Raw genomic sequence first — 25,727 nt, 5'->3', positions numbered from 1 at the left:
ATTTTTGAATTATAGGATTAAAAAGTGAGCTGTACACCGGTTGTAAAAACCTTTAACGGCGGCAGGCTCATACTAAATCTGGATTCCGGATCAGCACCTGGGAAGGAGGTAATTGTAAACAGATTCTGCCCTTGAAACAGCAGTCTGCATTTTACACCTTTTAGCCACTGCTCTGGAATAGTATAAGAAAGGGACAGGTTCTTCAGACGAACATAAGAGGCATCGCTTATCATGGCATCACTTTGATAATATTTGTTAAATGCATCTACTGCCGCACTGTTTACTCCCGTGGAATATAATTCATATGCTGCATTATCCCCGGGAGCCTGCCAGCGGTCGATTACCGCTGTTGGCTGATTACTCATGCTGCCGGGCAGTCCTGACCTATAGGAACCATTATAATTCAACTGGCTGACAAACTGGAATAAAAAATCGAACTGCCAGTTCTTGTAGGCAATGGTATTTTGAAATCCTCCAAAATATTTTGGATTCAAATCACGTACAGATTGTTTATCTTCTGCTGCTGTTATGGAACCATCAGCGTTGTAATCCTTAAATTGGTAGATTCCAGTTTGAGGATTCATCCCGGTATAATGATACACTTTTTTAATATTTAAAGGTTCTCCTATTACAAATGAGTTCTTGTAAGTTGATCCTCCAAGATTAGGAAAAGAAAGTAATTTATTGCGGGCTATAGTTAAATTAAAACTGCTGGACCAGTTAAAGGACTGTCTTTGGAAATTGATCGTTCTCAGAGTGAGTTCGATTCCTGTATTCTGTACCGTTGCATCTAGGTTTGCCTGTATGGAGCTGAACCCTGTCATTGTAGGAAGAGGATTTCCAACGAGTTGATTCGACGAGCGATTACTGTACCAGCCAGCTGTTATAAAAATTCGGTCCTTGAAAAATCCAGTTTCCAATGCCAGTTCTAATTTTTTATTGATTTCCCAGCCAAAGTTAGGGTTGAATAATCGCGTAGGTTCAAAACCGATAATACCCCCGTAATTGTTACCCGAAGCTCCATAGGTGTCTAAAAACTGGTAATCCCCGATCTGGTCATTTCCACTGGTTCCATAACTCAGCCTTAGTTTTCCAAAACTTAAAAAATCAAGATTATTCTTTATGAAGTTTTCATTTGAAAACAGCCAGGCAGTTCCAATAGCTCCAAAAGCGGCAAACTGTCTGCTAGGGCCAAATCTGCTTGAGCCGTCCCTTCGACCCGTCAGATTGATAATATAACGCTCGTTCCAGAAGAAATTGGCTCTACCGAAAAAGGCCTGATATTTATATACAGTTTCACTATGAGTGTCATTGTAAATAGAAAAAGCAGAAGATAGATTATAAATCAAGCTGTTGCTACTGAATCCAATGGCTTCCTGTACAAGTTGTTCTGAAGTCTGCTGCTGATAGGTAGCCCCTATGAGTATTTCGGTTTTTCCTTTGCCTATTTTTTTTGACCATGACAATTGAGGTTCAATAATCCATGATTTTCTTGAGGTGGCATTAACATCGATGAATGAGTTGTCGCTTCCTACTTCAGATGCAGGATCATACATGGTAGAGGGTTGTGTACGGCTGTCTTCAAATCGGGTGTCGGTAAAACCAAAGCTTGTTTTAGCAATTAAATTTGGAATAATTGCATAAGAAAACAAACCATTGACAAAAAGATCATTGGTACTGGACCTGTATTCTCCTTCCAAAGCACTCAGTGGATTGTTCCATGTACTGTTCTCCCAGTTCAAATTCCCCTGGGCATCATACAGCGCTGGTGCATTTGGGGCAAGAAGAACGGCCTGCTGCGTGATATCATCTGCCATCTGATAGTTTTTTTGTACTGTATAACCCATAGAGAAATTGAGATGTAATTTTTTATTTTCGGACTCATGATTCAGATTGGTAAGCAAGTTGCATTTCTTGTAATTGTAATCCCCTGGAAATACTGTTGTTTCCTTATGAAAATTACCGCTCACTAGAAATTGTGTTCCCGCAGAACCTCCTGTCAAGGATGCCTGCACATCGTTGATCTCTGAAGTGCCTCCAATGAAAACTTTCTGCCAATTGGTATAGCGGTTCTGATCCCAAGTTCCATTTACATCGTAATCTGTTGGTCCGTACGGTATGCCATCATTGGCAAATGCTTCTCTTCGCATTTGCAGATACTGCTGGGTATTCATTAAATCCATCATTCGGGTTACTTTACCAAGTCCCCCTGAGGCATTTACAGTAAAGCGCGTTTTACCTTCTTTTCCTTTTTTTGTAGTGATAAGCACAACTCCGTTAGCACCTCTTGAGCCATAGATAGCTGTAGCATCGGCATCTTTAAGCACTTCTATACTATCTATATCACTTGGGTTAATACTGTTTAAAGGACTGGTTGGCCCCGGAAGAACAACTCCGGTGAGATCTGAACCTACCGAATCAGAAGAGTAAGGAACGCCGTCAATAATATATAGAGGTCTGTTTCCATCAGAACGTAAACTGTTTTGTCCGCGTATCTGGATATCGAAACCTCCGCCGGCTACACCTGTATTTTGGGTTATATTCACACCTGCCATTCGTCCCTGCATTGTCGCGAGTACATTGGTAACGGGTTGTTTTTCGATATCTCTTGAGCTGATTTTTGAAATGCTTCCTGTGCGTTCTTTTTCTTTTACCGAATAATAGCCCGCGTTGATTTTGACTTCCTGAAGGCTGGTCGTGTTATACTGCAGGGCAATATTGAGAATCTTCTTTCCGGCGATGGGTACTAAAGCAGTTTTAAATCCGATAAAGGAAACCACGAGTGTATCATAGGGCGAAGCAGAAAGAGAAAACTGGCCGTTGTAATCTGATATTACTGTAGTATTTGATTTATTTTTTATAGAAATAGTGACACCTGGAAGCGGAGAACTTCCATCGGTTACAGTACCGTGAATCTGTTGTGAAATGGTATTGAAATGCCGTGAATCAGCGGCAAAACAGGATGAGAAAGATAGAGACAGCCAGATAAAAAATAGGCAATAAAGAGCTTTCCCATCCTTGTAAAATGAAAAATTATTCATAATATTGGATTGGTTAGTTAAACATTGGTTTGATTGGCTATGGTCCTCTATACTAGTTTAGTCGCTGTGGTAGAGGGCCATTTTTTACTTAATTGTAGCTCTAAGTGAGCTTTCAATTTTGATTATAATTGTATTATTTCACTGGCAAGGTGTTTTTAATTGGGTTAATAATTTAAAAAAAAATGATGATATAAATTTTTGATTCTGTAAATTTTACACAAAATACTTAGATAAGGTAATAACCTAGCCCTTCCTTTAACTAATTCAACGGTAATAACAGTATGGGCCAGGCATTACTAATAATAAATTAACTGCTACATCATTATTTAAACCGGTTATAGGTTAAACAAAAGGATGCGTTTCTTTAAAATCTAAGGAAGCTGCTTTGAAGAAGTTGAGGTGTGACCAAATAAAAGAGGCGCGGAACTCAGCTTATTGTATAGGAGGTACTGGCGGTACCTTTACCACAAATAAGTGAGCCCACGCCCTTTGTGGCGTGAGCATTTGCACTTATCATCTCGTGGTAATTTAAAAACGCCAGTTTTCCTATACGAGATTCAAAGCGAATGCTTCAAAAATTTTTATTGAAGAATCGCAAATTTAACAAAAAAGTTACTATTTGACTAGTTACAAAATCAAATATATTAAAAATAATCGGTACCCCAAAGCGTACCGATTATTTATTTTAGATATGGTTAATTGCATTGTGAAAAAAACTAATGAAGAAAATATAAAATTAAAGACTGCACTTAGCCTAAGAAGGCTATTAGAAAGCAATAAAAATTATCCTCATAATGAGAATGATGTGGATGTTATTGTAAAAAGTTATGGAAAAGTTTCTGATGAAGTAGACATAAGAAAAGCAACAGTTTCAAACATTCTTAATGCTAAATCTGTAGCTAAATCAACAACTTTAATCTTAATTTTGGAAGCTATGGGATTTTCTCTAAACGATTTTGCTAAAACATATTATTCAATAAGCGAATCCGATATTGTTGCGTTTAAGAAATTTCTTCTATCACGAGAATAAATTTTGGGCAATTCATTTTATGTTTTTTATTCAGTCATAAATGTAATTTCGATAAAGTGGTGAAAAAACACTTAACCCTCACGGGATTTATAGCAATTCACTTGCGGCTGCCCTACAGACAGTGCAATTTAAGATAGTGCTAATATAAAAATTAGAGCAAGCCCCTTTGCCAGTATTAGAACCAAAGGTAAAGGCAATTTAAACCACCTAGAATACGGCGCAATAATTACCGTTAGATTTAACACTACGTTTTCAAGCTTCTTCTAACAGAAATTATAGTAAAAGTTTCTATTAAAAAGAGATAGAACAGAAAGAAAACTTTCTGTTCTATCTCTTTTTATTCTTATATGTATCTGAAAATGATAATATACTGAACAAATCATAATCCGACACTTTTTCCAGTGTCCTTGCTTCGCAGGCACTCATTGGTCAGCTAGCATCTAACTTTAAAATCATCCTTTAATGCGATTTTTAAACTATTTTAGTAGTTTATATTTTTTATTCCCTGCTGCACGGCAGCCACTAATGACTGTCAAGATGTTCCTTGTTTCCAGCAAGGTCTACGAAAGTATAATGGTCCAGATTGTTGCGTTCTAGAAAAGATGCTATCCTTAAATCATCGTCCCTGCTGCGAGCAGACGGCAGAGGAACTTCCATCGAAAAGCTGTTGTCCGCCGGATTAAGGACAGTAACACTGCTGTCTGCCGGATTGACTGTAAGGCGCCTGCCCCTCTTGCAGATCACTATATTATATATGATAGTGTAAAGGTTCACAGAGTCTTGCGCTGCAAGAATCTTCAGGTGGTCGGTCGTCCATGCACTGAGATAGAGTGCGTTAACAGCAGCATAACGAAAAGCATCATTATGCCATATACAGGTACTCCCAAAATGCTCAAAAGGAGGGCTGAGATGTCCGTCCGGCATCTCGTTCATAAACATCTCCCAGATGGCAAAAACATCCCTCCATTTCCGCTGATTTTCTATCTGTTCGGTAAAATGCGAAAGCCCACCTCCTGAAAGATAGTCCCAACGACAGCTTTTGTGCTTCAGCTGTGGCCTTTTGGCTTCAAACATGCCGATCTTGACATCATTGCCGAATTTAAAAACGATGATGCCGTCCACCCCGTTTTCCTGTTCAACCGCCGGTCTTAAAGTCTGTGAATAACAATCAAAATCATGGAAAAGACTATCTCGAATTCTAGTCCCGAAGGCCGTTACGTAGTCGCGTTCCGATACAAGAGTACACTTCTGCAGCTCCGCACGACATTTCATATCAATACCCATAAACTGGAATGCTATCCGATGGGCAGTTACGTGGTCTCCAAACATATAAAATTATTTAGTAAATTAAAAAAGATGAGAAGGTAAAATAACAATTTCATGCACAGTCCCAAGCACGTATTTTTACCTGATTTCAATCTTTCCATCAAAAGGTGGCAAAAATTCAAACCACGGACTATGGAAATATGATAAATTTACAATTTCAAGAGAGGAGACAAGAACAAGTCAAGATACAGAGAATTTGTTTTTACAAAAAAGAATTTTGCCATCAATCTGCCAATTCTGCAACAGGAATATGTTATACTGAATATTAATCTGGCAAATTACATAAGTGCATATTCAAAATAGTGGATGTACTTTGATAACCTTAAAGATAGATAAGAAATTACAACTTACTGAAATTAAACTTTATATGAAGATACATATAATTAGCTGATTGGACCTTTAACTTATATTTAAAAACATATGATTCAACAATTAAGAATAATTTTATATCTAAATACATATTAGTTTAAAAAAATCAGATTATAAAATATAAGAAAGGCTTGACAAGACAAAAAATAATTGCTATTATTATAAAATAAATTTCATACCTATTTTTCAAAAAACAAATGAACATATTTGAAAATCAAAAGATAATAAAAGGAATACAAAGGAGAGGTCAAAAGGATATCTGGCTTGACAATTCAAGAGAATTTTTAGAAGTACACCACATCACTCACCTTCCAGCCGCAAAATATCTGATGCAGTCAGAGCAAATCATTCCACAACTCATCCAAGACAAAAGCCGCCTTAATGGTGAATTGATCAAGGTAGTCTGGCTTTCCCCAAATGAATGGCATGACGGATCAATTTACGGAAATATACGATTTTCTTATCGTCTTAGTGATCTAGTAAGGAATAAAAAATTCTATACTGTCGAGGTAATGTCTGAATATACCCCCCAAGCATGCCGAATCCTAATTTCAGACAAAGACTACGTAGATCATGAAATTATAAAACCCTATGACCCTGGAGCAGAATACAGTGGGCCCTTACATATTGATTCTACAGGACGTAACTTTTACAATAAAGCAGTTAATATCGAATTCATGTTTGAAGGAGAATTGAATATTGAAGATGCCTTAAAAATCGATTTTGTAACTCATCATAAGGAGTTATGCAATATTAATCCGAACAATAGCTGTCCCGATTCAGAAATGACAGGCCAAAGCGCAAAACTATTTTTTATTTGCCACCTTCTTGCCAATGGTATAAAAATGGGTAATCTAGCTATATGTAAGGAAAATAAAGATATTTTAATTCGAGAAATTACAAAAATTTTGGAAATGATTTATAAAATCCTCGATCAAGATATCCAATATGCCGAAAGAAGCCAATATTCAGAAGATTCCAAGATGCAACTCGTCCGAGCTATCCTTGGACGCATAAGCGAAAAAGACAATGAGGCAGCAATAGTGCTTTCAAAGATTTTCGGTTCCAGGAAAGAACTGTACACTACCCTGAAAAAAATATTTGCTGAGTATTTCGCGGTCAAGGAAGAAAACTAGTCAGTCAGTAAATTGTGTCATACATCTAATTAGCCCTCTACCTGTTTGGTAGAGGCAGCTAATTTAAAATCTATATATTACAATTCAACAAAATCTTTTATAAATCTGGCCGCTAGTTCTATGCGATCCTTCATTTCATTATCTCTGAGATAAGTAGTGTTTCCGTCTATCACAAGTCTGTATTTTTCAATAAGACTATCATCTAAAATTACGCTGTCTTGCCATGAAATCTTCCAGGCAGATGCCTTGCATCTTATCGAGATTTTACCTAAAACCTTAATATAACTCAAGTCAGTAAATCTGCCGTAATAAAGAACAACACGTCCATCTTCTTTGAATAGTGATTTTAATGCAATTTCATAAGAATTTAGATGATAAGAATGTAGTACCTGTTTTCCTGAATTCCCAAGCTGGTTTACTTCAAAATCACTATCCCCCCAAGAAAATACATTTAGCTTTTCATAATGATTACTAGTTATGGCGGGATAAGTTATAAAGTAGTAGCGCCAGTCATATTCTTCACTCTGAAACCTGTCGATTATAAACTCCAGCTTCTCGCTGACATTTATGCCTTCAGCCTTAATAAAGCCTTCCAGAAAGTCATCCAGCATTACCGATATTTTCCTTCTTTCATCCCTTTCACCCGCAGTCAGAATTCTATTCCAGTTCAGTCGACTGCCAAGATACCATACCGGACCTAATAAAGTACGCTGGTGAGTCTTCACAGAGTAATCACCGTAAGTGAGAAAAGCACGAACTAGGAGTCCTCTGTCTGTTTCTCCCGACCAAATCTGAAGAAATGATTCAATTTTATTTTTTACATCAATACCTTTAAAATTGAAATTAATAGTATTTCCTTGAATTTGTTTATGCTCCTCCAGAGCATGAATGGAATCTTTCAAGCTTAAATCATCATTAATCACCAGTGCCTTACGCATCTCAGCAGTTATACTCTCCTTGCTGAATCCAGAAAATTGCGTTTCCGAAAGTATACCATAAACCGAATTCTGCGGATCGTCACGCAGAACATCAGTAAAACGATCTATAAAAGCACAGTAGTCCGTTACATTTGGCAAACGCAGATTAGTCAAATATTCAATTCTTCTTTTAGGATTGGGCTGACGCACAGCCATCAGAAGATTTCTTACTACGCGAACGTAATCTCTAAATTCATCATCTGGTATCACAGTTTCCAGTTTTGTAGCATATGACAGAATCGAGTATAGCATCGTTTTGTCCAAAACGTCAAACCCTGTACTTGTAATACATCTGAAAAAATAATCTTTTTTATGAATGTCAAAAGTGGAGATATTCTCGAATAAATCATTAAAAAACTCAGGCGCACTTTCAAGCTTAGATAAAAAATCCAACGAATCAAAAAGAAAATCTATATTCTTTTTTGAAGAAAACACCTCGGCATAAAAATCGATATCTCTTTTGGGAACTATACCTTCGCTCCCGTAATCTTCATCACTGCGATAAAAGAGAAATTCGGAAACAAAATAAAGAAAATTCAGTATACATTTATCGACACTGATAGTAACCTGGTTTCTGTAAGACCAGAAAAGATCAAGCCACTGTCCGTCAATTTTAAATGCAAAATAATCCTGATAGCTCACTTGCGCATTTTCAAAGTTCTTTCTGCTTTCTGCGTATTCAGTGTCTTTCTTTGCTAATATACCTGAAAACAATGCTTTGAAATTCTCAAAATCCGTCAATGGCTTGCCCCTTGAATTCATTTTTATATATAATTCATCAGTTAGACGAAATTCGTCAGATTTAATGTCAATATAATCAAATGTAATTCTTCCAGTCAAAAGATTGCTCCATGAAATTTCTTTGTCTAGTATAAGTTTCTCCAAGGTGTCCAACATGGCAAGCATGGATTTAATTGTAGGATCACTATCCCACGAAGCCATATACCAGGGTGAATCAGTAATATTACTGCTTAAGGACCTCTCTGATTTTAAATTCAGTGATTCACTTATTAAGCAGGTACAAAAACGCTTTGATGAGATCCTTGTTTGATATGTGAAATTTTTTAGATATTCCACTGTATCAGAATCCAGAAAACAGAAAGTTTTCTCTTCTATTTGTTCTACTTCACGCGGACTGAGGTACCAATGGATTAACCAAAGCGTTGTAAGTCGCTGCTGTCCATCCAAAGGGATAAAAACTTCTCGCTCACCGCCAGAAGGCTCAGTGTAGCCATAAACAAAATCAAGATTAAGATCTGTTCCGTCATCAGCGAGCACTGACCGGATATTAGATATAAATACTTTTCTCAAATCTTCCTCACTTGTGCGCCCCTGAGCATAATCTCTCTGGAGTTGCGGAATCACTACATTATATTTCTCTAATAACTCTTTAAATGTAAACTTCATTTTCCTTTATAGATTGTTGAGTATAAAAATCATAAACTTTTCTAATTTTCTCTAAATACTTTTCCCTGTCGTAATCTGTCCAATAAGCATTAGTATGGGGATATTCACTATAGGTTTTCATAAAAATATTTCTTGTGCAGACTGGAATATAATGTCCCTTGGCTTCTCTCTGTTTTATTTTCTCCCTCTTCACGTCAAAAACTGAGTTATTCAGATGACTATTGGTAATGCTGTCAACAAGACAAAGATTATTTATTGAATGAATTTTGTTCTGATCAGTGCATGTTTTGGAATTAATTAAAGAGTATAACTCTTCCACCACGTCTTCAAACCCATTTTTGTTGATGCTTTCTTCAGAAAGCAGAGCATTCATTTTCTCAGCCAAAATGCCAAAGTCATCATCATGCTGGCTGCTGTTAAGAGAAGTTCTATGGTCGGTAAGCCATGTTCTCTTGCCTTCTTCACTTGTAATATAGGCTGATCTTTGAGCATGGATATGCTCAAGACTCCATTTTTGATTTGTATGAGTCTGCTTATAAAGATTAAAAGGGAATCTAGAATTCTCTTTATCGCTTCGTAGTGATGCATCTACGTTATGAAGCAGTAGAATCCTCATTATTTCCTGACGATCACTGCTTTTCTGATCTGCCGTTTCATACACTAGGTCTTCCAAATTTAAATACTTTTCCTCTCCACTAATATCCTTTCGTTTTTTCTCAATAAAAACCCTCGAGCCTATCTGACTCCTTAAGTATTCTTTAAAACTGCTTTTTGCAAGCCCTTTAGATTTTACCAAAAGATTATCAATCAATATAGCCGGCCTAGTAGACACAGCAACAAGATAACCTATATGATGGAAGAGTGTCCTGTCATTATACCAGTTCTGAAAATACTCAAAATATTCCGCAATTGTCTTCCATATTTTTTCCACAGCTTTAATCCTGCTCATCTGCTCAGTCTCTAGAAGGTCTTGAAGGTAGGCTGAGAGAATCAGAAAAGTGGAATGCTTATGAGGCTTTTTGTCAAAATATTTTTTTTCCCTGAAAATAATATCTGCTGTCAAATCTAGTATGAATTCAATATGCGAAGGTTTGGTATTACTGCCATTATTTAAAAAATACCAAAAATCCTCATTTTGAAGGGCATATTCAATTCTGTCCCATTCAGAAGCCAGCTCAAAAAGTTTCATTTCCGCAAACTTTAGTTCCTTATCTCCATACTTATCACTCTGCAGCAAAAGAGCTTTTACAAGTTCAGCATCCGTAAGGGGAATCTTTCCAATATTAAGACGTATAAAAATATCGATCGGTTTTACTGTAGGCGCTGTCTGATACCATATAATTCTAATATTTCGGTTGGACTTTGAATTTTCATCCATAAGAATAGGCACTAGTTTTACTTTTGCCCCTCCATGCAGTGGATCTGCAAACCACTCCCGTATAGCCTGATAGGCATTGGTGATATGAAAATAGTCAATATTGCTTTCATCAATACCTAAAGAAAATTTGTTCTGGTGTAAATATTCTTCACAACCTGGTCTTGTTTCATATCTCAGTTTAAAAATTTTCTGCATATAACCGTAGTCATGCCTTGCTTCTTCAAGAAAAGCAAGAATCAGATAAATGGTCGTAAGCCTCTGCTGTCCATCCAGTACATTATAGATATTATCATCCACTTTTTGCAGAACAACGGGCTGCAGGCAATAAAACTCTCCATTATTGGACGTTTTTTGAAAGTTCCACAAGTCATCAAGAAGTTCTTCAACTTCCTGCTTTTCCCAGCGGTATCCTCTCTGGTAATGAGGTATGATGAACTCTTTTCCAAACAGGTCTATCAGAGCAGTAGTCTGGTTTAATGTATTCATAAATTAGGTATAGTTAAAATGTTTAGGAAATTTGAGCAATTTATAAAATGTTTCGCACATTTATAATATTTTCTATCAAAGCAGTACGATAAATATTATAAAATTTCGCAAGAGATATTGTGCTTTTATCTTAGAGCAGCAATCGTTTTAAAAATATGAATATCTGCACCTGCCTTCTGGCCTGCTTGGTTCACCTTGCATAAATTATAACTCAGTGTATCGGGATTCGCGCTGTAGTGCACATCGAAGATGTAAAAACTTCCGTTGTTAGTAATGACAGAAAAATTGGTTTCAGGCTCGAAATCGTTTACCGACGCTTTTACCCTCAGTACATTGTCTGATCCTTCCGTTTTTCCTGCAATGAGTTCCCCGCTGCCAAGATCCACATAGCGAATAGCTCCCGGGAAAAAAATATTAGATGTCTTATCATAGGTAACTTTGATTGCAAAGGGGGCTATCCTTTGCAGCTCAAGGGGAATACCTGCAGTATTGTGCGCAAAAGAGGATAATGCGCAGCTGATCAGAATTACAGTAGCCGATAGTAGTCTTAAAAAAGGGCAAATAATCTCTATATTTGAGCTTGTTTTACATTTCATTTATTTGTCTTTACCAGTATTGCTGCAGACAGTACCAAATTTAAATTATAGAACTCTGATTACCTCATATGGATTTAATTCAATATCATACCGTACTGCCTTTTGACGATCCGCAGGAAAATAAGCCTGTCGCAATTGAAAACAAATCATTTCCCTATAACCAGATTTCTGATGACCGCAGATTCGAAGAGCTGGTATACAGTCTTTACGATATTTTGATCAAAGAGAATAAATTCGAATCTTTTGAAAGCATTTCCCCGATGTCAGGGGTTCACGACAAAGGGCGTGACTGTGCTTTATTCAATAACTTCAAGAGTACTGGAATCATTCAATGTAAGAAGTACGCAAAGAATCTCTCCAAACAGCAGTTTGGTCTGGAAATCACCAAATTCGCGCTTTACAGCCTGCTTGATCCGAGATTGATTCCTGATAAAAAAAAATTCACTTATTATATTGCTGTCTCAACGGGATTCGTAATGGAATGCAGCGATTTTATTGACGATTTTAATGCCAATATAAAAGCGGAAAAAGACCTGCAGAATTGGATCGCTAAGAATCTGAAGCATCCTACCATAAAACCCCTTTCGCTTCTGCCTTCAACTTTTAATGATGTTCTGGAAATACTAGCAGCAATAAAAGTAAAAAAAATCTATCCTCAGGATCTTGATGCATTACTTGTCCATCCATCCTGCAGGCATCTGCAGTCATTATTTTTTCAGGTCCGCACTGTAATTTTAGATTCTGGCAAAAACCATAAAAACACTCTCTCAGGGAACCTTGGCAATATGCTGACCGGGGATAATATTAAAAAGGAACTGCAGAAAGGTTCTGCCAGTCTGAGTATCGAAAAGAATCATTTTGATGACCTGCAAAATTCACACATTCCCCGAAAAGAAACCCAGGAGCTTATTGAATGGCTAAGTGCACCACATGAACTGGATGAGCTGGATCGTCCCTTGAATGTATGCCTTCTCGCCGCCAATGCAGGAATGGGCAAAACTGTCATACTGAAAGATCTTTATGACCAGCTGTCTAACGGCAAAATTGGAGTCCTGGGCTTGAAAGCCGACAAGTTGCACTGTTCTAACATAAAGGAGCTGCAGCTTAAAACCGGGCTTAAAGTCCCTGTACTGGATCTGATAGAGAAATGTAAAGAAAAATACAGCCAGACAGTAATCATTATTGACCAGATTGATGCTTTATCACAGTCCATGTCCAGCAATAGAAGCTATCTTGATGTTTTTAAACTAATAATCGATCAATTTACCTATGACCCCAATATTCGGCTTATTGTCTCTGTCCGCATCTTCGATCTTCATTATGACCCTTCCCTAAAAGTTTATAAAAACTTGAAAACGGTGAAAGTCGGACTGTTGAGCGAATCGGAAGTATTTGAAACAATTAGGAAAAAGGGAATTGATGAAAATAAAATTTCCAGCAAGCTGCTGCACCTTCTCAGAACACCCAGCCATCTGAATATCTATACCCGTATAAGCTCTTCTGTCAATTTAAATTCATCAATAAGCTCCCTGCATGAACTCTATACGGAACTCTACAGATCCAAGGTTAGGACAATCAGCCATCAGACACCGGTAGATCCTCTAAAAGTAAAAAAGCTCCTGTTCAAAATTGCCAATAAAATGTTTGCAGATCAGGCAATCACCGTAAATGAATTTCATTTTGACAATTACTTATCCGAGTTGAACTATCTTGAGAGTGAAAGGCTGATAAAAAAGGACACCAGACAGATCCAGTTCTTTCATCAGACATTTTATGATTTTATTTTCGCTAAACGATTCGTCGAAAAAAACAGCAGCATCATTAAATACATCAAGCAGCAGCACCAGTCCATATTGATAAGGTCGGCCGTAAAGATGATCATTAATTACCTGCGGGAATACAGTCCAAAAATATATCTTGCCCAGCTGGAAAACATTTTCAAGGATGATGAGATTTTTTTCCATATCAAGCACATGTGCTATTGCTGGGTCTTATTTCAGGAGTCTCCTTTTGAAGAAGAAGCAGAATTGATATCAGATCTGGCCGGCAGCAGCATTGAATATAGGATTCTATATTTTGAGAATGCACAGGACGATGCATGGTTTCTTTCAGCCCAGAAAAAAGGACTGCTGACTCAACCCCGAGGTGAAGCAGCTGAAATCCAGATTAACTTCGGCACGAAGGGTTTTGACGAATACCAAACCAATAGCATGGTAAGTTTTCTGCATCGGTATATAAGTAAAAATGCAGAGGGCGCATGGGATCTCCTCTATAAATTAGACAACACCGCAGTAAAGCAGTCACTTCTATTCTATCTGCAGGATTGCCCTGCCGATAATTACTTGAAACTATTCGAACAATGTCCCGATCTTGTAGATAGTGACCCGCATACCTATTACACGTCCCTATATAAAATAGCGCAGACAAATCCTGAGTATTGTTTCAATCTGATTGAAGACAAGCTGCCCAACAATACATTGCAGCAGACCGCAAGAAATACAGCCTACCAGGAAAATAAGTTGCTTGGCGCATTATCCAGCGTAATTCCGTGGAAACTGGCCCAGCCTCTGCTTAAGAGTCTAATTGAAGAATTAAGGTCAAATGACCATAACTATTTAAGCTTTTATGATGACCATGTTTATACAGGGGTAAATTTAAAAACGACAAAGCCCTCAGATAACGACGGATATTACTATTGGCTTCTGGCTTCCTGCCTGCGGAAAATGGCATTGTCAGAGAGTCCGGAATTTAAGCAGTTCCTTGATCACCATCTTACGTCAAGATATGAGGCGGTCCTGCGTCTTATTGTTCACGCATTAGACGGTTCTCATAGAACTTATCCGGACTACACCTATAAACTCTTCATGCATTTTTATGACAGCAAATGTTTTTTAACAGCAAGCGATCTTGGAGCGGAGTTCCGGGATCTGCTTCAAAACAGCTTTCCCTATTTTAATGCCGATGAGCAGAAAACAATTATGCAGCTGGTGCTGAATCTAAGGGTCCCGTCCGAAACAGCTGTCCGCAGATACAATGATAAAAGTTACCTGCACTTGAAATGGGGTTTCACACAGCATGTCCTTTTAAGAAGGTTTCCAGAAAAAACTCTTAAAGAAAATACAGAATTAAAAAAACGAAAAAATGAATTAGATCGAAAATTTGAAGATTTTAAAGAAACCTACACCTCGGGCAGTCCTCTGGCCGGTATTGTAAGAAGGCCCCTGAATGATCAGGCATACAGCAAAATGGGCATATTGCATTGGCTGGCATCTTTTCGTACATATAACTCAGAGAGAAATCCATTTTCAAAGGACTTCCTTAAAGGCGGGCTGCGGGAACATTCATGGGCTTTTAAAGAATATGCCAGAAACTACCCTGATAGATCTGCTGAAATTATAGAGCACGCAATAGATGACACATCAATAAACATCAGCTACCCCGTGTTAGGAATGCTGGGACTGATCGAAATAAAGCATGATCCCAAAATAATTCACATGCTGTTCAAAAAACTCAAACCCATTGTGGACGGAAGTGAGCAGGATGAAATGAACATTGTGGTCAGAATTGCCGGATATCTTGTTGAATCCAATATTGATGACGATGAAATCTTAGAGTACATCATCGGCACTGCCCTAAATTGGAATAAAGCTAAAAATGTAGATTTTGCAGCCCATTCCGAAACCTCGGAAGTTGAATTGGTTAGAGCTGCAAAGGGCACTCCTTATGGAATGGCTGCTGCGGCATTATTGCAGATAACCGACAAAAAGCATAAGCAGGTCACTTTCAGCACAATTGAAAAAATCTTAAAGGACGGTCCCGCTGAAGCAAAAGCGGTAGTTCTGAATCGCTTGGTCTATCTAAATAATTTAGACCGCGAAAAATCATTTGAAATTTTCAGTACCAACCTTCTTCAGCAGAACAATATTTATATTGCCGCTTCAGCCCTCTGGTCACTTCAGTTTATGGCCAATGTCAATTTTGAAAAATTTATTCCCGTTTTTGATGCACTTATACAAAGCAGGAAATTAGGGGAAGAAGATTCTCAAGCCTTATTTTTAATTTTATACAGCTCCTACATATATGGAGAAGATGCCGCGGAAAAACTTCTTAAGGATCTAATTTCGGGCAGTCATTACACCAGATCATGGACGCTGCAGGTTGTTTTTAAAAACTACTATCATAACAAAGAGAGCTCTTTAAAAGCAAATAACATTTTAGAGTATTGGCTGGAAGCCGAAAACCTGGATACATCCAAGGACATGGCTTTTCAGTATATGCTTCTTGATGACATTGAACTGATAGATATCGAAAAATTCCTGACCCTTTTTATCGGGACCCCCCATTTTTATCTTTCCGGACAGCTCATCAGATATTTAACCCAACAGTGCAGCAAGTATGCCCCCACTTCAGTCAATATATTTAATAAGGCTGTCCTGCTTGACGATAAGCTAAAAAATAAAGAACAGGGATTTGGCAGGGATCAGGAAACTATAAAATTTATCGTTGGCGCATTCAATGCTTTAAAATCAAATGATGAGCAGAGCATCCTTCTGAGGAAAGATCTCTTAAAATCATTCGATTCAATTTTGAAAGATTACCGCTATCAAAGAATTACTGAGAAAATCCTAGAAGAATTGGTTTAAACATCTCTCCTGAATTTTAAAATTAATTATAATGCTGTCCGGCCTGCTCTAAAAAATCAGCACTTAATTTAAAATTAAAAGCACCGATATTACAAAGATATTTATGGTTCAACAGCGTCTCTGCACAGAACGGTTTTCAGGATAAACAGCTGTAAAAATCTTAGGAAAATACTCATTGCAATACGATTATAATTATTAGATTTAACCGAACAATTCCAATACCATACAGTAAAACTAATATATGAACGTAATAACATTGACAAGGCTGGAACTGTATGAAAAAATATGGTCCACGCCGATGACTGTTTTAGCCAAAGAATTCAATCTATCGGATAACGGCTTAAGGAAAATATGTAAAAAACACAATATACCAACGCCTGTGATGGGACATTGGCAGAAAATTCAATATGGCAAAAAAACTGCAGTGATTAAACTGCCAAACAAAAATTTAGAAGAACAGATCAAAATTAACATCAGTCAGACAAAGCCAAGCAGTGAGCAGGATCCGAAAATTGATCTGGTTTCCGAAAGTATAAAAAACAATAAGAATCTGGTGTTTAAAGTTTCTGACAGGCTGAGCAGACCCGATATTATCGTACTAGACACCCAAAATTACATCAAAGGGATAAAAGCAGATGCCTACAGCCGGATTAAAGGCACAATAGAGACCGGAAGGGGAATGCCGAGCATAATTGTTACTCCTAAAAATATTGCACGATCTTTAAGAATACTCGATAATCTCATTAAAAACTTCCGGGTATTAAACTATAAAATAGTTGTAAAACAGGACGGATTAACAATCATAGCCAATGAAGATGACGAGATGAAAATTTCCATCAGGGAAATCTGTAATTCTGTGATGGTTGATACTGATTTTAAATGGAAAACCAGAGAGCTGATTCCCAATGGAAAACTTGCAGTGAAAGCCGGACGATTTGGAACTTATGAATTTGTTGATTCAAAAAAAAGCCTCATCGAGAATCAAATTGCAAAAATTCTGATCAAAATCGAAAGTGATTTTCTGGCAATGCATGAAATGAGGATACGCAGAAGGCTTGAAGAAACTAAAAGGAAAGAATTAGAAAAGATAGAACTTGAAAAACAGCTGACAAAGGAGGATGAATTAAATAAATTCAGACAGTTCTATAATGACGCCCACCGCTGGAAAAATTACAGTATCTTAAAAGAATATTATGATTTTATAAATACTCAGCCTGACAAATCATCCCAAACTGAGCAGTGGCTTGAATGGGCACTACAAAAATTAGACTGGTACAATCCATTGACAAATAGTAAAGAGGAGTTCTTGGATGATGTGGATAAGGATACTTTACAGTTTAAAAAGAAAACATGGTTTTAACCCTGATTGAGATAATCAAAAAGAACTGATTATCGCAGAGTTTTACAATAGATATTATCAACTCGCATTCACTTATAAAAACAATATTTTTGTTATGAGCTTAGCCAAACTTCATTTATTTACAAAAGATACTGATGCTACTGGTGCAGAGCAGGGTTTTTATTTTCAAAAACTTATAACTCTTCGGACATGGTTGCAAAACAGGCTCGAGCAGAATGGCACTGAAATCTATTGTGACTATGAAGAGGATATTTTTGAACGCAGTCTGAGCAAAGGATCTTCTACTTTTAGACAGGTAAAATTATACTCCGATAATTTTTCTTTTTCAAAGGAAGAAATTACAAAGAGCATTGCTCATTTTTTTATGCTCTACTGCAAAGGAGAGTATGCCCTGGACAATGTAACATTTGTATTTGAAACGAACTCTAAACCGGCTAGACAGTATAAAACCGGGGATCCTAAACTTTTACAGGAGTGGTGGAGGAATCAGGACAACCTCCCAGAGCAGATACTCGAAAGATGCCGCTCAAAGGTAAAATCTATAATAGATCAGTATATATCCAGTGTGATGAGCGCAAAATTTTCTCCTGAAATCGAAAATGCGATCAAGGATGCCAAAGAAATTTATGACCGGCTGCCCGATGAAGTCTGGAATAATTTTATAAAATCGATAAGATGGAAATTTGATGCGATACCTCAGCAGGATGCCATCCCGCAGCTTGTCAATGAACTGGAGCAATTAGTAGTACAGCTGCCCTTTTCTTTAAATCCAGATCGGGCCTCTACTTATATATCGTTACTCCTGGCCGAAATAGCTGCCAGAACTGCAGAAAAAAATGCAGAAAGAAAAATTCTTACTGACCAGTCCCTTGATGTCCTGCTTCTCAATATGGGAAGCGAAAAAGACAGATGGTATGCTCTACTTTACAAAAAATGGAAAGAAGCGGCAAAGATTAATGATTTCAGAGTAGGAGAATTTTATGAAATCATTGCCGCTGCAAAGCATTGCAGATGGGAACTCTGCCAAACCGATCATGATGGGCTATGGCTGGACCTATTAAAGCATTATATAGATCTGGAGCAAACATTTACATCCTGCCGTCGAAAAGCAGTCTATGAATATATTTTTCTTCTTTTATCGCCGGATTCAAAAACCTTTACAGTAAAAAATACAATTGAAGGCACAGAAAACTTAATCAGCTATTATTTTGAAAATCTTGACGATAGAAATTCCTTTTCTGATCTGGAAGATGATATAATACTGCTGGAAATAGCCGCTAAGTATTCTCTGACTTTTCCAGAACTTATTAAGTCCCAAGATGTAGAAAATTGGCGGAATTCAATATATAAGGTTATTAGCAGTAGAATATCAAAACATAATAATACTGATGAGCTCTGCCTGGCTCTGCAGCTGATGGGAAACTTCCATTTTCATAACGATCCTTCAGCTTCAATGCTGCAAAAGACTGCTGGGGCAGTAGAATTCTACCGTAAAATTCCTGATCTTTTGGAACAGGCAAAAACCTACAGTATAGCCACTCTTAATAACCAGTCAGAAGGCATACTCAATATTCTCATAAGACAGGAGGTCGAGATCCAGGCTGTACACACACTTGAAGTGTTTCTGCAAAGCATTGAAAAACTGGCAGGGGAAAAAGGCCAAAACCTTGCGGCTGCAAAAATTCTTCTTCAAAGAAGCTTCACCTACCTGAGCAGGCCTTCCTCCAACAACTATCTGGCTGCATTGGCCTGCCTGCATAAAGCAAAGGATAACTGCAATCATGATGATGGCCGTGCGTATCTGATAATTGTTCTTAACAATATTTCAAAAGTGTATCTGGACTTGGGAATGAATCTTGCCGCAAAATATTACGCCCTCTCTGCGGTATGGGCATGCGTGCATTTTGGAGATTACGGCGCTTTGAAGCTCATGGGCGAAAGCTATGCTTCAGTCTTTGACGCGGACTATCGCCAGGGCAGCTGGATCAGCGCCTTGGATAATATACAGAATTACCTTTATGCAAGGTTTGAGTTTAATGCCGATTACATTGACGTGAACAAAGACATTGTTTTTGGCAATGCACTTGCAGATACTGCCATTATTCTTATTGCCGGGCCTGTAATACATTCCGAGCTTCAAGGTTTTTTACAGTTCCAGAAGCAGAAGCTGGGATGGATCTATACCGAATTCCTGCAGGGGGCCGGCAGAGGTGTTGAATCAGAACTTCGCGATATAAACACCTTAAAGGAACTGCTGCAGAAAAAACTGAGCATGGCTCCTTTCAGCGATATCGGCCCGGTAAGGAAAATAGAATTTGAGACCTACGGGATTGGATGGAAAATTGCTTTTTCAAATGAAGCAGAAATGACTGCAATTGCAGAAGAATTTACAGCACTTTTACAGATTATACTCTGTGAGATAGGACTTTTGGGCGCCGATCTGCACCTCCTTCAAATGCCGATAACAATTCATTTGGATCAAAATCAAGAATATACGCATAATTTAAAGCAGCGAATGTCCCATGATGAGGCTGTCTGGGACTTGGCCATTCCGGCATTTAAGGACATAGGCCAGCAAAATGTGCAGTATCACTACGCATTTCTTGCCACCTGCATTAAAATACTCTTGAGCAATATAAGCCTGCTACCCAGCAAAGAATTTTATGGCGCATTTGATGCGCTTTACACCAAACAAAATTTAGGGCACAAAGGACTGATTTTAAACGGCTTCCAAAAAGTATATTTCAATCTTGTGTCACAGGAAGAATTCAAAGAATCCAGACGGTCAGATTTCAACCCTGTCAGCTTTAATGATTTTGATCCGCAGACACTGAAATTGGATATCAAAATTGAAGATTTAAGTGTAAAATACGATCAGGCTTCATCACTGGCAAAGATCTCAGAACATTACAGATCTGCCAATACATCACTGTCTGTCAGCCTCAAAATCTGGAAACGGGATCCCGATTTTAAAGCACTTGTCAATTCAATGCGCTCTACAGGTTTTCTTGACTGGCAGATCCTTTCAGCTCTGAGTAATTTTGTAATTGCTATAAAAGCCAATATTATACTGCAGAAAAATCCCCCTTCAACCCAACAGGAGGCTTCAGCTTTAAAAACAAAGCTATCGGCAGAAATGAGAATCCAGCTCGAAGATCAAAATTATATTCCGATACCAGTGGAATGGCTCAGATCTCCCGAACTTTCATTTTATATCGACAAACTTCCTGTTGACATTCTTGAATCCTTCGGATTAGAAAATGGAATGAAATACCCAAACTTCAGGGCGGTTCGCAGCTATCTTTCCAGACGTTTAGGATTTGGCTCGGATGATGATCCCACAGAAAATCCATTAAAAGATTTATAAATAAATTGGCCAGACTCAACGGCTTATTTTATACATCTGAGAGAACCAGAAATCGCTTTACCATGAAAAGAGCCTTTTTTTTATTCGTACTGGCAATCCAGTCGGCCTGCACCCCATCACCAAGTTATAAAGTAAAGATAGAAACAACCTATAATTTTAATCCATCGGCGGCAAATCTGATAATGAGGTCCGACACTGTTTCTGCCGACTACAAATCCGTAGAAAAGGCAGACAGCATATTCGTATACGATCAAGGCAGCAAATTCATATTTAAGGTTTCTAAAAAACCTTCACAGATACAGATTATGGATCAGAATGAGGAACTTGTTAAGTGGACCGAAAAACGAGGATATAAAATTAAAACCCGCAAGGATGCCGATACTTTGAAAGTTGAATTTTTTCCAACAGCATCAACACCGTCATCAGTATTCAAGTTTGGAATGGAATATAAATTTTACTGAAACCACAGGCACTCTCCAGTGCACCTTTAAAAGATGAATTTTCAGCTATTTTCATTTTTTAAGCGTAAAAAATCCTTTCCAGAAACAAAACATTAGTTCTTTACCCTTAATATTAAAAAATATGGCAGATTAATAAAATTGCCTTTCGCAATACTTTGGCTCAAAGTACCTGTAAGAACTTAACTGCTGCTAAAAATTTACAATAGTAGATTGGTCAGATTTTCCCATTTATCCAAAAATTTATCATTTATTCCGTAGCCTCCTTCTCCGTTTCTCTTTATCGTGAGTTTAATATTGGATTTATTAGTACTTAGATCAGACTTGGGCACTATGAAATATGAATTATAGTCAAACCAGAAACATATCAGTAAGTCCATTTCATCGTATTCATTTTTAGTTACATTAAATTGTCGCTTACCTTCTGTATTTTTGCTCGTCGCTGTCGTGTAAAGTGATTGTCTGGTCTTTACTTCTATTTTTATTATCCTGTTTGTTTTCAGATTTAATAAAACAATATCGCAGCCGGAATGTTCCAGATTTTTGAATGCCTGCCATTCACTCGAATGAATTCTTGTGTAAATTTGAAATAAAACTGAATTTTCGCCGATATCTTTCAATAAATCTTTCAGATTTTGAGCAAGTTGTTTAGTAGGCTTTAGCTTTTCCATCTTTCTTTTAAAATTGTGACTTTAAATAATATCCACAATGTAATTAAAATGGAACGATAGTACAAATATTAAGATCTAATACTCATGCATCATTAAAAGCTAATATCAATACGTCACTAAAAGCTAAAAAACATACAACATTCAAAGCTAATTCTTTTTTTTACAAAAAAAATATGGCTCCGCAAAATGGTCGTCACATTGACCGGTTTTTCCAGCAATAGTAATGTATCTCGAAAAGTGTGAGCCGTTGAGCACAATACATAACAATATGGAAATTAGCCGATTTAACATTCCCGCAAAGCTACCTCCCTTATCGTGCATTTAAAGATCACTTTTGCACTCTTTCCTTTCACTTATGAAGAAAATGCAAAAAAGTCAGGTTCTTTTTATTTTATTAAGCATACTGTTGCTCAGAGCAACAGTTCTATTTGTTTCAGAACGGAGTAAGTAAATTACAGATCATTTAAAAGGTCAATGCCCTTTAATTTCCAACAGTGATCAAAAAACATCGTGTTTTCGACTATTGCTGAGATGAAATCAGGAATGGAGTGATCAAATTTGCCGACTCCTTTTATGCGGAAGCTAGATTCATCAATATAAAAAACCGGTAAAGCAATTAGTGATGGCATAAAACCAGACGCTGGAACTTTATTATTATATTTCTTTTTTAAGATATAATAACCTATTGCTTTTGTAAGAGTTTTGTACCGTGAATGCTTTAACAGCCAGATTGCCTCAACATTGGAATTATTATATTTTTCCTGTCTTTCCAGATAGGTTGGTAAAGTTTGAGCAGATCTCTGGATTTCAAATGCATATTTTTTATCATCGATTTCAAAATAGATATCAGCGATCCAATCAAATCCTATCTTTTCTTGAAGTGCTGTGATTCCCTTTTTTGACAATTGATTGATTATAAATTTCTTTGCGGTCTTATGCCAGACCGTTTCCGGAGCTGTTGCGCACTCTCCGTTTTGATGTGCAAAGAATCTTGTAAATCTCATGCTTGTCTTTGGAATCGCATTGGCATCACAGCAGATCATTTTTATTTTTCCAATCTCATAATTCTTTTTAAAATCATTCCAGGAGTCATCATCAAAAAGATTTGAATCTAAAATTTCCCCGTCGATTGTTACTGCAAAGTCTGACATAGTTTAGTATTTATTGATCCTGAGGTTTCCGCATTAAAAATTAATATGGGTTCCATCTGAGTTTTGCGGTCAAGGTAAAGCTTTGTATACTAAAACAGAGCGCAAACTTTAGTGAAAAGCCAGGGAACTTACCTGAAACCCAAAGCTTATTTCTTTCCTAGAAGCCCAGAGGCATTATAGTATATTTTATCTGCACTTCTCTTGGATTGCAATTCATTCTTTCGCTCTCTATAGGAAGAAAGGCTTTCCCAAATCTTTTCTCGTTGAATGTATCTGCTGCGTTCTCTATTATGCTGGTATATGAGGCTTGTGAATAGCTGGGATCACTGACTTTAATATGAAGAACTGTATGCGAAAACACACTCATTATCTCTAGGGTGGCAGGGTCGAAAAGCGTTCTTGCGTATCGCCCTAACGGAGTCTGGATATATTCTTCACAATCCGAAAATGAATTCAGTACTGCTATCGATAATGTGATTTCCTGATTGTTTCCTGATTGGAGGCTCTCGGTAACTATGGTGTTTCTCAAATCAAGATCGACGATTTCGAAAACCGCCTGGTATTCCGTATCGCTTTCGATTGTGGCTGTCTTGACTACCAGATATTTATTCAATTCTGAGTAGATATAATAATACAGCATGCGTTTTAAAACCAAAGATGGATTCTCTAATTTCCTAAAACTGTCTTCATGACTTAAAAGTTTTATATAGCTTTTTACATGTTTTTGATCCGCTTCGGTCGATAGGTGGAATGAATATTCAATTCCATTAATGTTTTCAGTTTTTCTTGTGATAGGATTCATAGTTTGATTTTGGTTAAAAAAGTCCAATGAACAGCGATCAGTTATTTATTAGTTTTTTTTATAGGTCGACAATCGCGCACTTCACTGTATTTTTTGAAAAAAGGATGCTGCTGCAGTCTCTGTCGCACTATAGACATAATCAGTCGGCGTGTGTGAATGGTTCCATTATGAACCGTATTCTATAAGATTAAAATAAGCAATTTTTGGTTAGAGTTTATTGCAGTAGTTTAATCTAATTTTAATCCTGTTTCTTTGAATTTATTATACAAATCTTGCAAATCTTCACTTCCGGGTTCATCCATGCTCTTTTTCAATGTATGCAGACTTTCAATTAATCCCAAATTTTCATTAGAAACTCCTTTCTCTGCTTGCTGCAAAACATCTTCCATTAATTTAAGCTTCATTCTGAATTTGACAAGCATAGGGTGATTATCTTCAACTGGTTTTGTGTATTCTTCTTCATCTTTGAGAAATTGCTGAACACCTTTTGATGAACCAATTATCCATCGTTCGGCATTTTTAAATAAAACATGATTTAATGTAATATGTTGTACAAAATTATCTTTTTGATAAAAAACTTCATTAGTTATTGAACCTTTGTCTTTTGGTGCAATAAACAATGCATGTTTAGGATCCAATGGTATATAAATAGAATTCCTGTCACTAAAAAGGTTAAAACCTATTTCACCCATATTCCTAATCTCCACAGGATTATCACTTGTAATAAATTCCTGTTCACCGATTAATTCTGTAATAACTAGTCCGTCATTAAACTTAAACTCAACCAGAGCATCAAGCAGTGCTAATTGTGTTTGTAGAAAATCTATACGATTTGTTGCTCTGATATCTTTTTTAATATCAGTAAATGATTTTTGATCGAGAGAAATTTTATAGCCCAAAAAATCAATTGATTTTGCAGAGGAGCCATTTTTAACGTTTTCAACCAATCTTCCGGCAAAATCAACAAATTGGTTCAAAACTTTGGGAGTTCTAAAATACATGCTTAATGTCGTATACAAAATGAATGTTTTTTCCTCGCTGCTGATTATTGGCTTCTTATCTTCAACTAATAATTTAAATACTTTTGGATACCTATTTTCAATATTATCAGAGAAAAAATTTTCGATTGCATATTTTTCATCACCATTTAAATGATCCAAAGTATATAGGTCTGTTTCAACGCATAAGTTTCCAACGCTCATTTTTGGATTATACTTTCCTGATATTTTATCATAAACTGCAACGAAATAATTCTTATTATCAACTGTATGGGCAAACTTTTTAAGGTAGGTTTGTGGTATAAAATGCTGATGTGATTTTTTCATTTAGAATTTGATTTTAGCGCTGATTTAATTTGGAATCGCCCGCAAATTTTGGCTTGTAACCACCAGCTACTTATTTAAATAGATTAGTTTTGTTTTTTTTAGGAGAAAGTTACACATCATCTTTTGGCACCTGAAGATTTTAGGCAGTCATAAAATGTGTATTTTCGGCTAAACGAAAATAGAAATAAAATACGGTAATATCAA

15 protein-coding genes are annotated in these 25,727 nt (G+C 37.0%); 6 read left to right on the top strand and 9 right to left on the bottom strand.

The features are described from left to right. Window positions 1–17: 17 nt before the first annotated feature. Entirely contained in the window at window positions 18–3,041 is a 3,024-nt protein-coding gene (locus ACFS3A_RS00380) for a SusC/RagA family TonB-linked outer membrane protein (protein ID WP_343590814.1), read from the bottom strand. Window positions 3,042–3,660: 619 nt separating this feature from the next. Between ACFS3A_RS00380 and ACFS3A_RS00375 the strand changes: the two genes are divergently transcribed. Then, window positions 3,661–4,071: a hypothetical protein gene (locus tag ACFS3A_RS00375; RefSeq protein ID WP_343590813.1), complete on the top strand. Its 411-nt coding sequence runs from the start codon at window positions 3,661–3,663 to the stop codon at window positions 4,069–4,071. Between the two features lie 522 nt (window positions 4,072–4,593). Here the strand turns inward: ACFS3A_RS00375 and ACFS3A_RS00370 are convergent. Continuing rightward, the gene (locus tag ACFS3A_RS00370; protein ID WP_379823169.1) at window positions 4,594–5,400 is read right to left on the bottom strand and encodes a hypothetical protein; all 807 of its coding nucleotides are present in this window, start codon (window positions 5,398–5,400) and stop codon (window positions 4,594–4,596) included. 563 nt (window positions 5,401–5,963) lie between these two features. On the opposite strand from ACFS3A_RS00370, the gene ACFS3A_RS00365 reads away from it, so the two are divergent. Beyond that, window positions 5,964–6,902, top strand: a complete 939-nt coding sequence (locus ACFS3A_RS00365; RefSeq protein ID WP_379823167.1) for a hypothetical protein — start codon at window positions 5,964–5,966, stop codon at window positions 6,900–6,902. Between the two features lie 77 nt (window positions 6,903–6,979). Here ACFS3A_RS00365 and ACFS3A_RS00360 read toward each other — a convergent pair whose 3' ends face one another. The 3 genes from ACFS3A_RS00360 to ACFS3A_RS00350 form a co-directional block, all read right to left on the bottom strand. After that, window positions 6,980–9,286 (bottom strand): DUF262 domain-containing protein, encoded by a 2,307-nt coding sequence (locus tag ACFS3A_RS00360; RefSeq protein ID WP_343590810.1) that lies wholly within the window; start codon window positions 9,284–9,286, stop codon window positions 6,980–6,982. Further along, complete coding sequence (locus ACFS3A_RS00355; RefSeq protein ID WP_343590809.1) at window positions 9,270–11,150, bottom strand: DUF262 domain-containing protein; 1,881 nt, start codon at window positions 11,148–11,150, stop codon at window positions 9,270–9,272. The genes ACFS3A_RS00360 and ACFS3A_RS00355 overlap by 17 nt, the downstream gene beginning before the upstream one ends. Before the next feature lie 125 nt (window positions 11,151–11,275). Further along, a complete protein-coding gene (locus tag ACFS3A_RS00350; RefSeq protein WP_343590808.1) occupies window positions 11,276–11,746 on the bottom strand; it encodes a DUF4138 domain-containing protein in 471 nt (156 codons plus the stop codon). Between the two features lie 68 nt (window positions 11,747–11,814). Here ACFS3A_RS00350 and ACFS3A_RS00345 point away from each other — a divergent pair, with 68 nt between their 5' ends. The 4 genes from ACFS3A_RS00345 to ACFS3A_RS00330 all read left to right on the top strand — a co-directional run bounded on the left by ACFS3A_RS00345 (window position 11,815) and on the right by ACFS3A_RS00330 (window position 21,577). After that, window positions 11,815–16,389, top strand: a complete 4,575-nt coding sequence (locus ACFS3A_RS00345) for a hypothetical protein (RefSeq protein WP_379823165.1) — start codon at window positions 11,815–11,817, stop codon at window positions 16,387–16,389. Between the two features lie 241 nt (window positions 16,390–16,630). After that, on the top strand, window positions 16,631–17,749 hold the full coding sequence (locus ACFS3A_RS00340; RefSeq protein WP_379823164.1) for a hypothetical protein: 1,119 nt from the start codon (window positions 16,631–16,633) through the stop codon (window positions 17,747–17,749). Window positions 17,750–17,843: 94 nt separating this feature from the next. Then, on the top strand, window positions 17,844–21,116 hold the full coding sequence (locus ACFS3A_RS00335) for a dsDNA nuclease domain-containing protein (RefSeq protein WP_343590805.1): 3,273 nt from the start codon (window positions 17,844–17,846) through the stop codon (window positions 21,114–21,116). A 62-nt stretch (window positions 21,117–21,178) separates the two neighbouring features. After that, window positions 21,179–21,577, top strand: coding sequence for a hypothetical protein (locus tag ACFS3A_RS00330; RefSeq protein ID WP_379823162.1), 399 nt, complete (start codon window positions 21,179–21,181; stop codon window positions 21,575–21,577). Between the two features lie 197 nt (window positions 21,578–21,774). On the opposite strand, the gene ACFS3A_RS00325 is transcribed toward ACFS3A_RS00330, so the two are convergent. The 4 genes from ACFS3A_RS00325 to ACFS3A_RS00310 form a co-directional block, all read right to left on the bottom strand. Further along, window positions 21,775–22,245 carry a hypothetical protein gene (locus ACFS3A_RS00325; RefSeq protein WP_343590803.1) on the bottom strand — a complete coding sequence of 157 codons (471 nt, stop codon included), beginning with the start codon at window positions 22,243–22,245 and terminating at the stop codon, window positions 21,775–21,777. 452 nt (window positions 22,246–22,697) lie between these two features. Then, window positions 22,698–23,396, bottom strand: coding sequence for a competence protein CoiA family protein (locus ACFS3A_RS00320; protein WP_343590802.1), 699 nt, complete (start codon window positions 23,394–23,396; stop codon window positions 22,698–22,700). 157 nt (window positions 23,397–23,553) lie between these two features. Continuing rightward, window positions 23,554–24,198: a hypothetical protein gene (locus ACFS3A_RS00315; protein ID WP_343590801.1), complete on the bottom strand. Its 645-nt coding sequence runs from the start codon at window positions 24,196–24,198 to the stop codon at window positions 23,554–23,556. Between the two features lie 227 nt (window positions 24,199–24,425). Continuing rightward, entirely contained in the window at window positions 24,426–25,523 is a 1,098-nt protein-coding gene (locus ACFS3A_RS00310; RefSeq protein WP_343590800.1) for a DUF4238 domain-containing protein, read from the bottom strand. Window positions 25,524–25,727 lie beyond the last annotated feature (204 nt).

The organism is Flavobacterium notoginsengisoli, assembly GCF_042686225.1.
Lineage (GTDB): Bacteria > Bacteroidota > Bacteroidia > Flavobacteriales > Flavobacteriaceae > Flavobacterium > Flavobacterium notoginsengisoli.
Note: the sequence above shows the minus strand (reverse complement) of the source record. Positions and strands in the feature narration are given on the sequence as shown.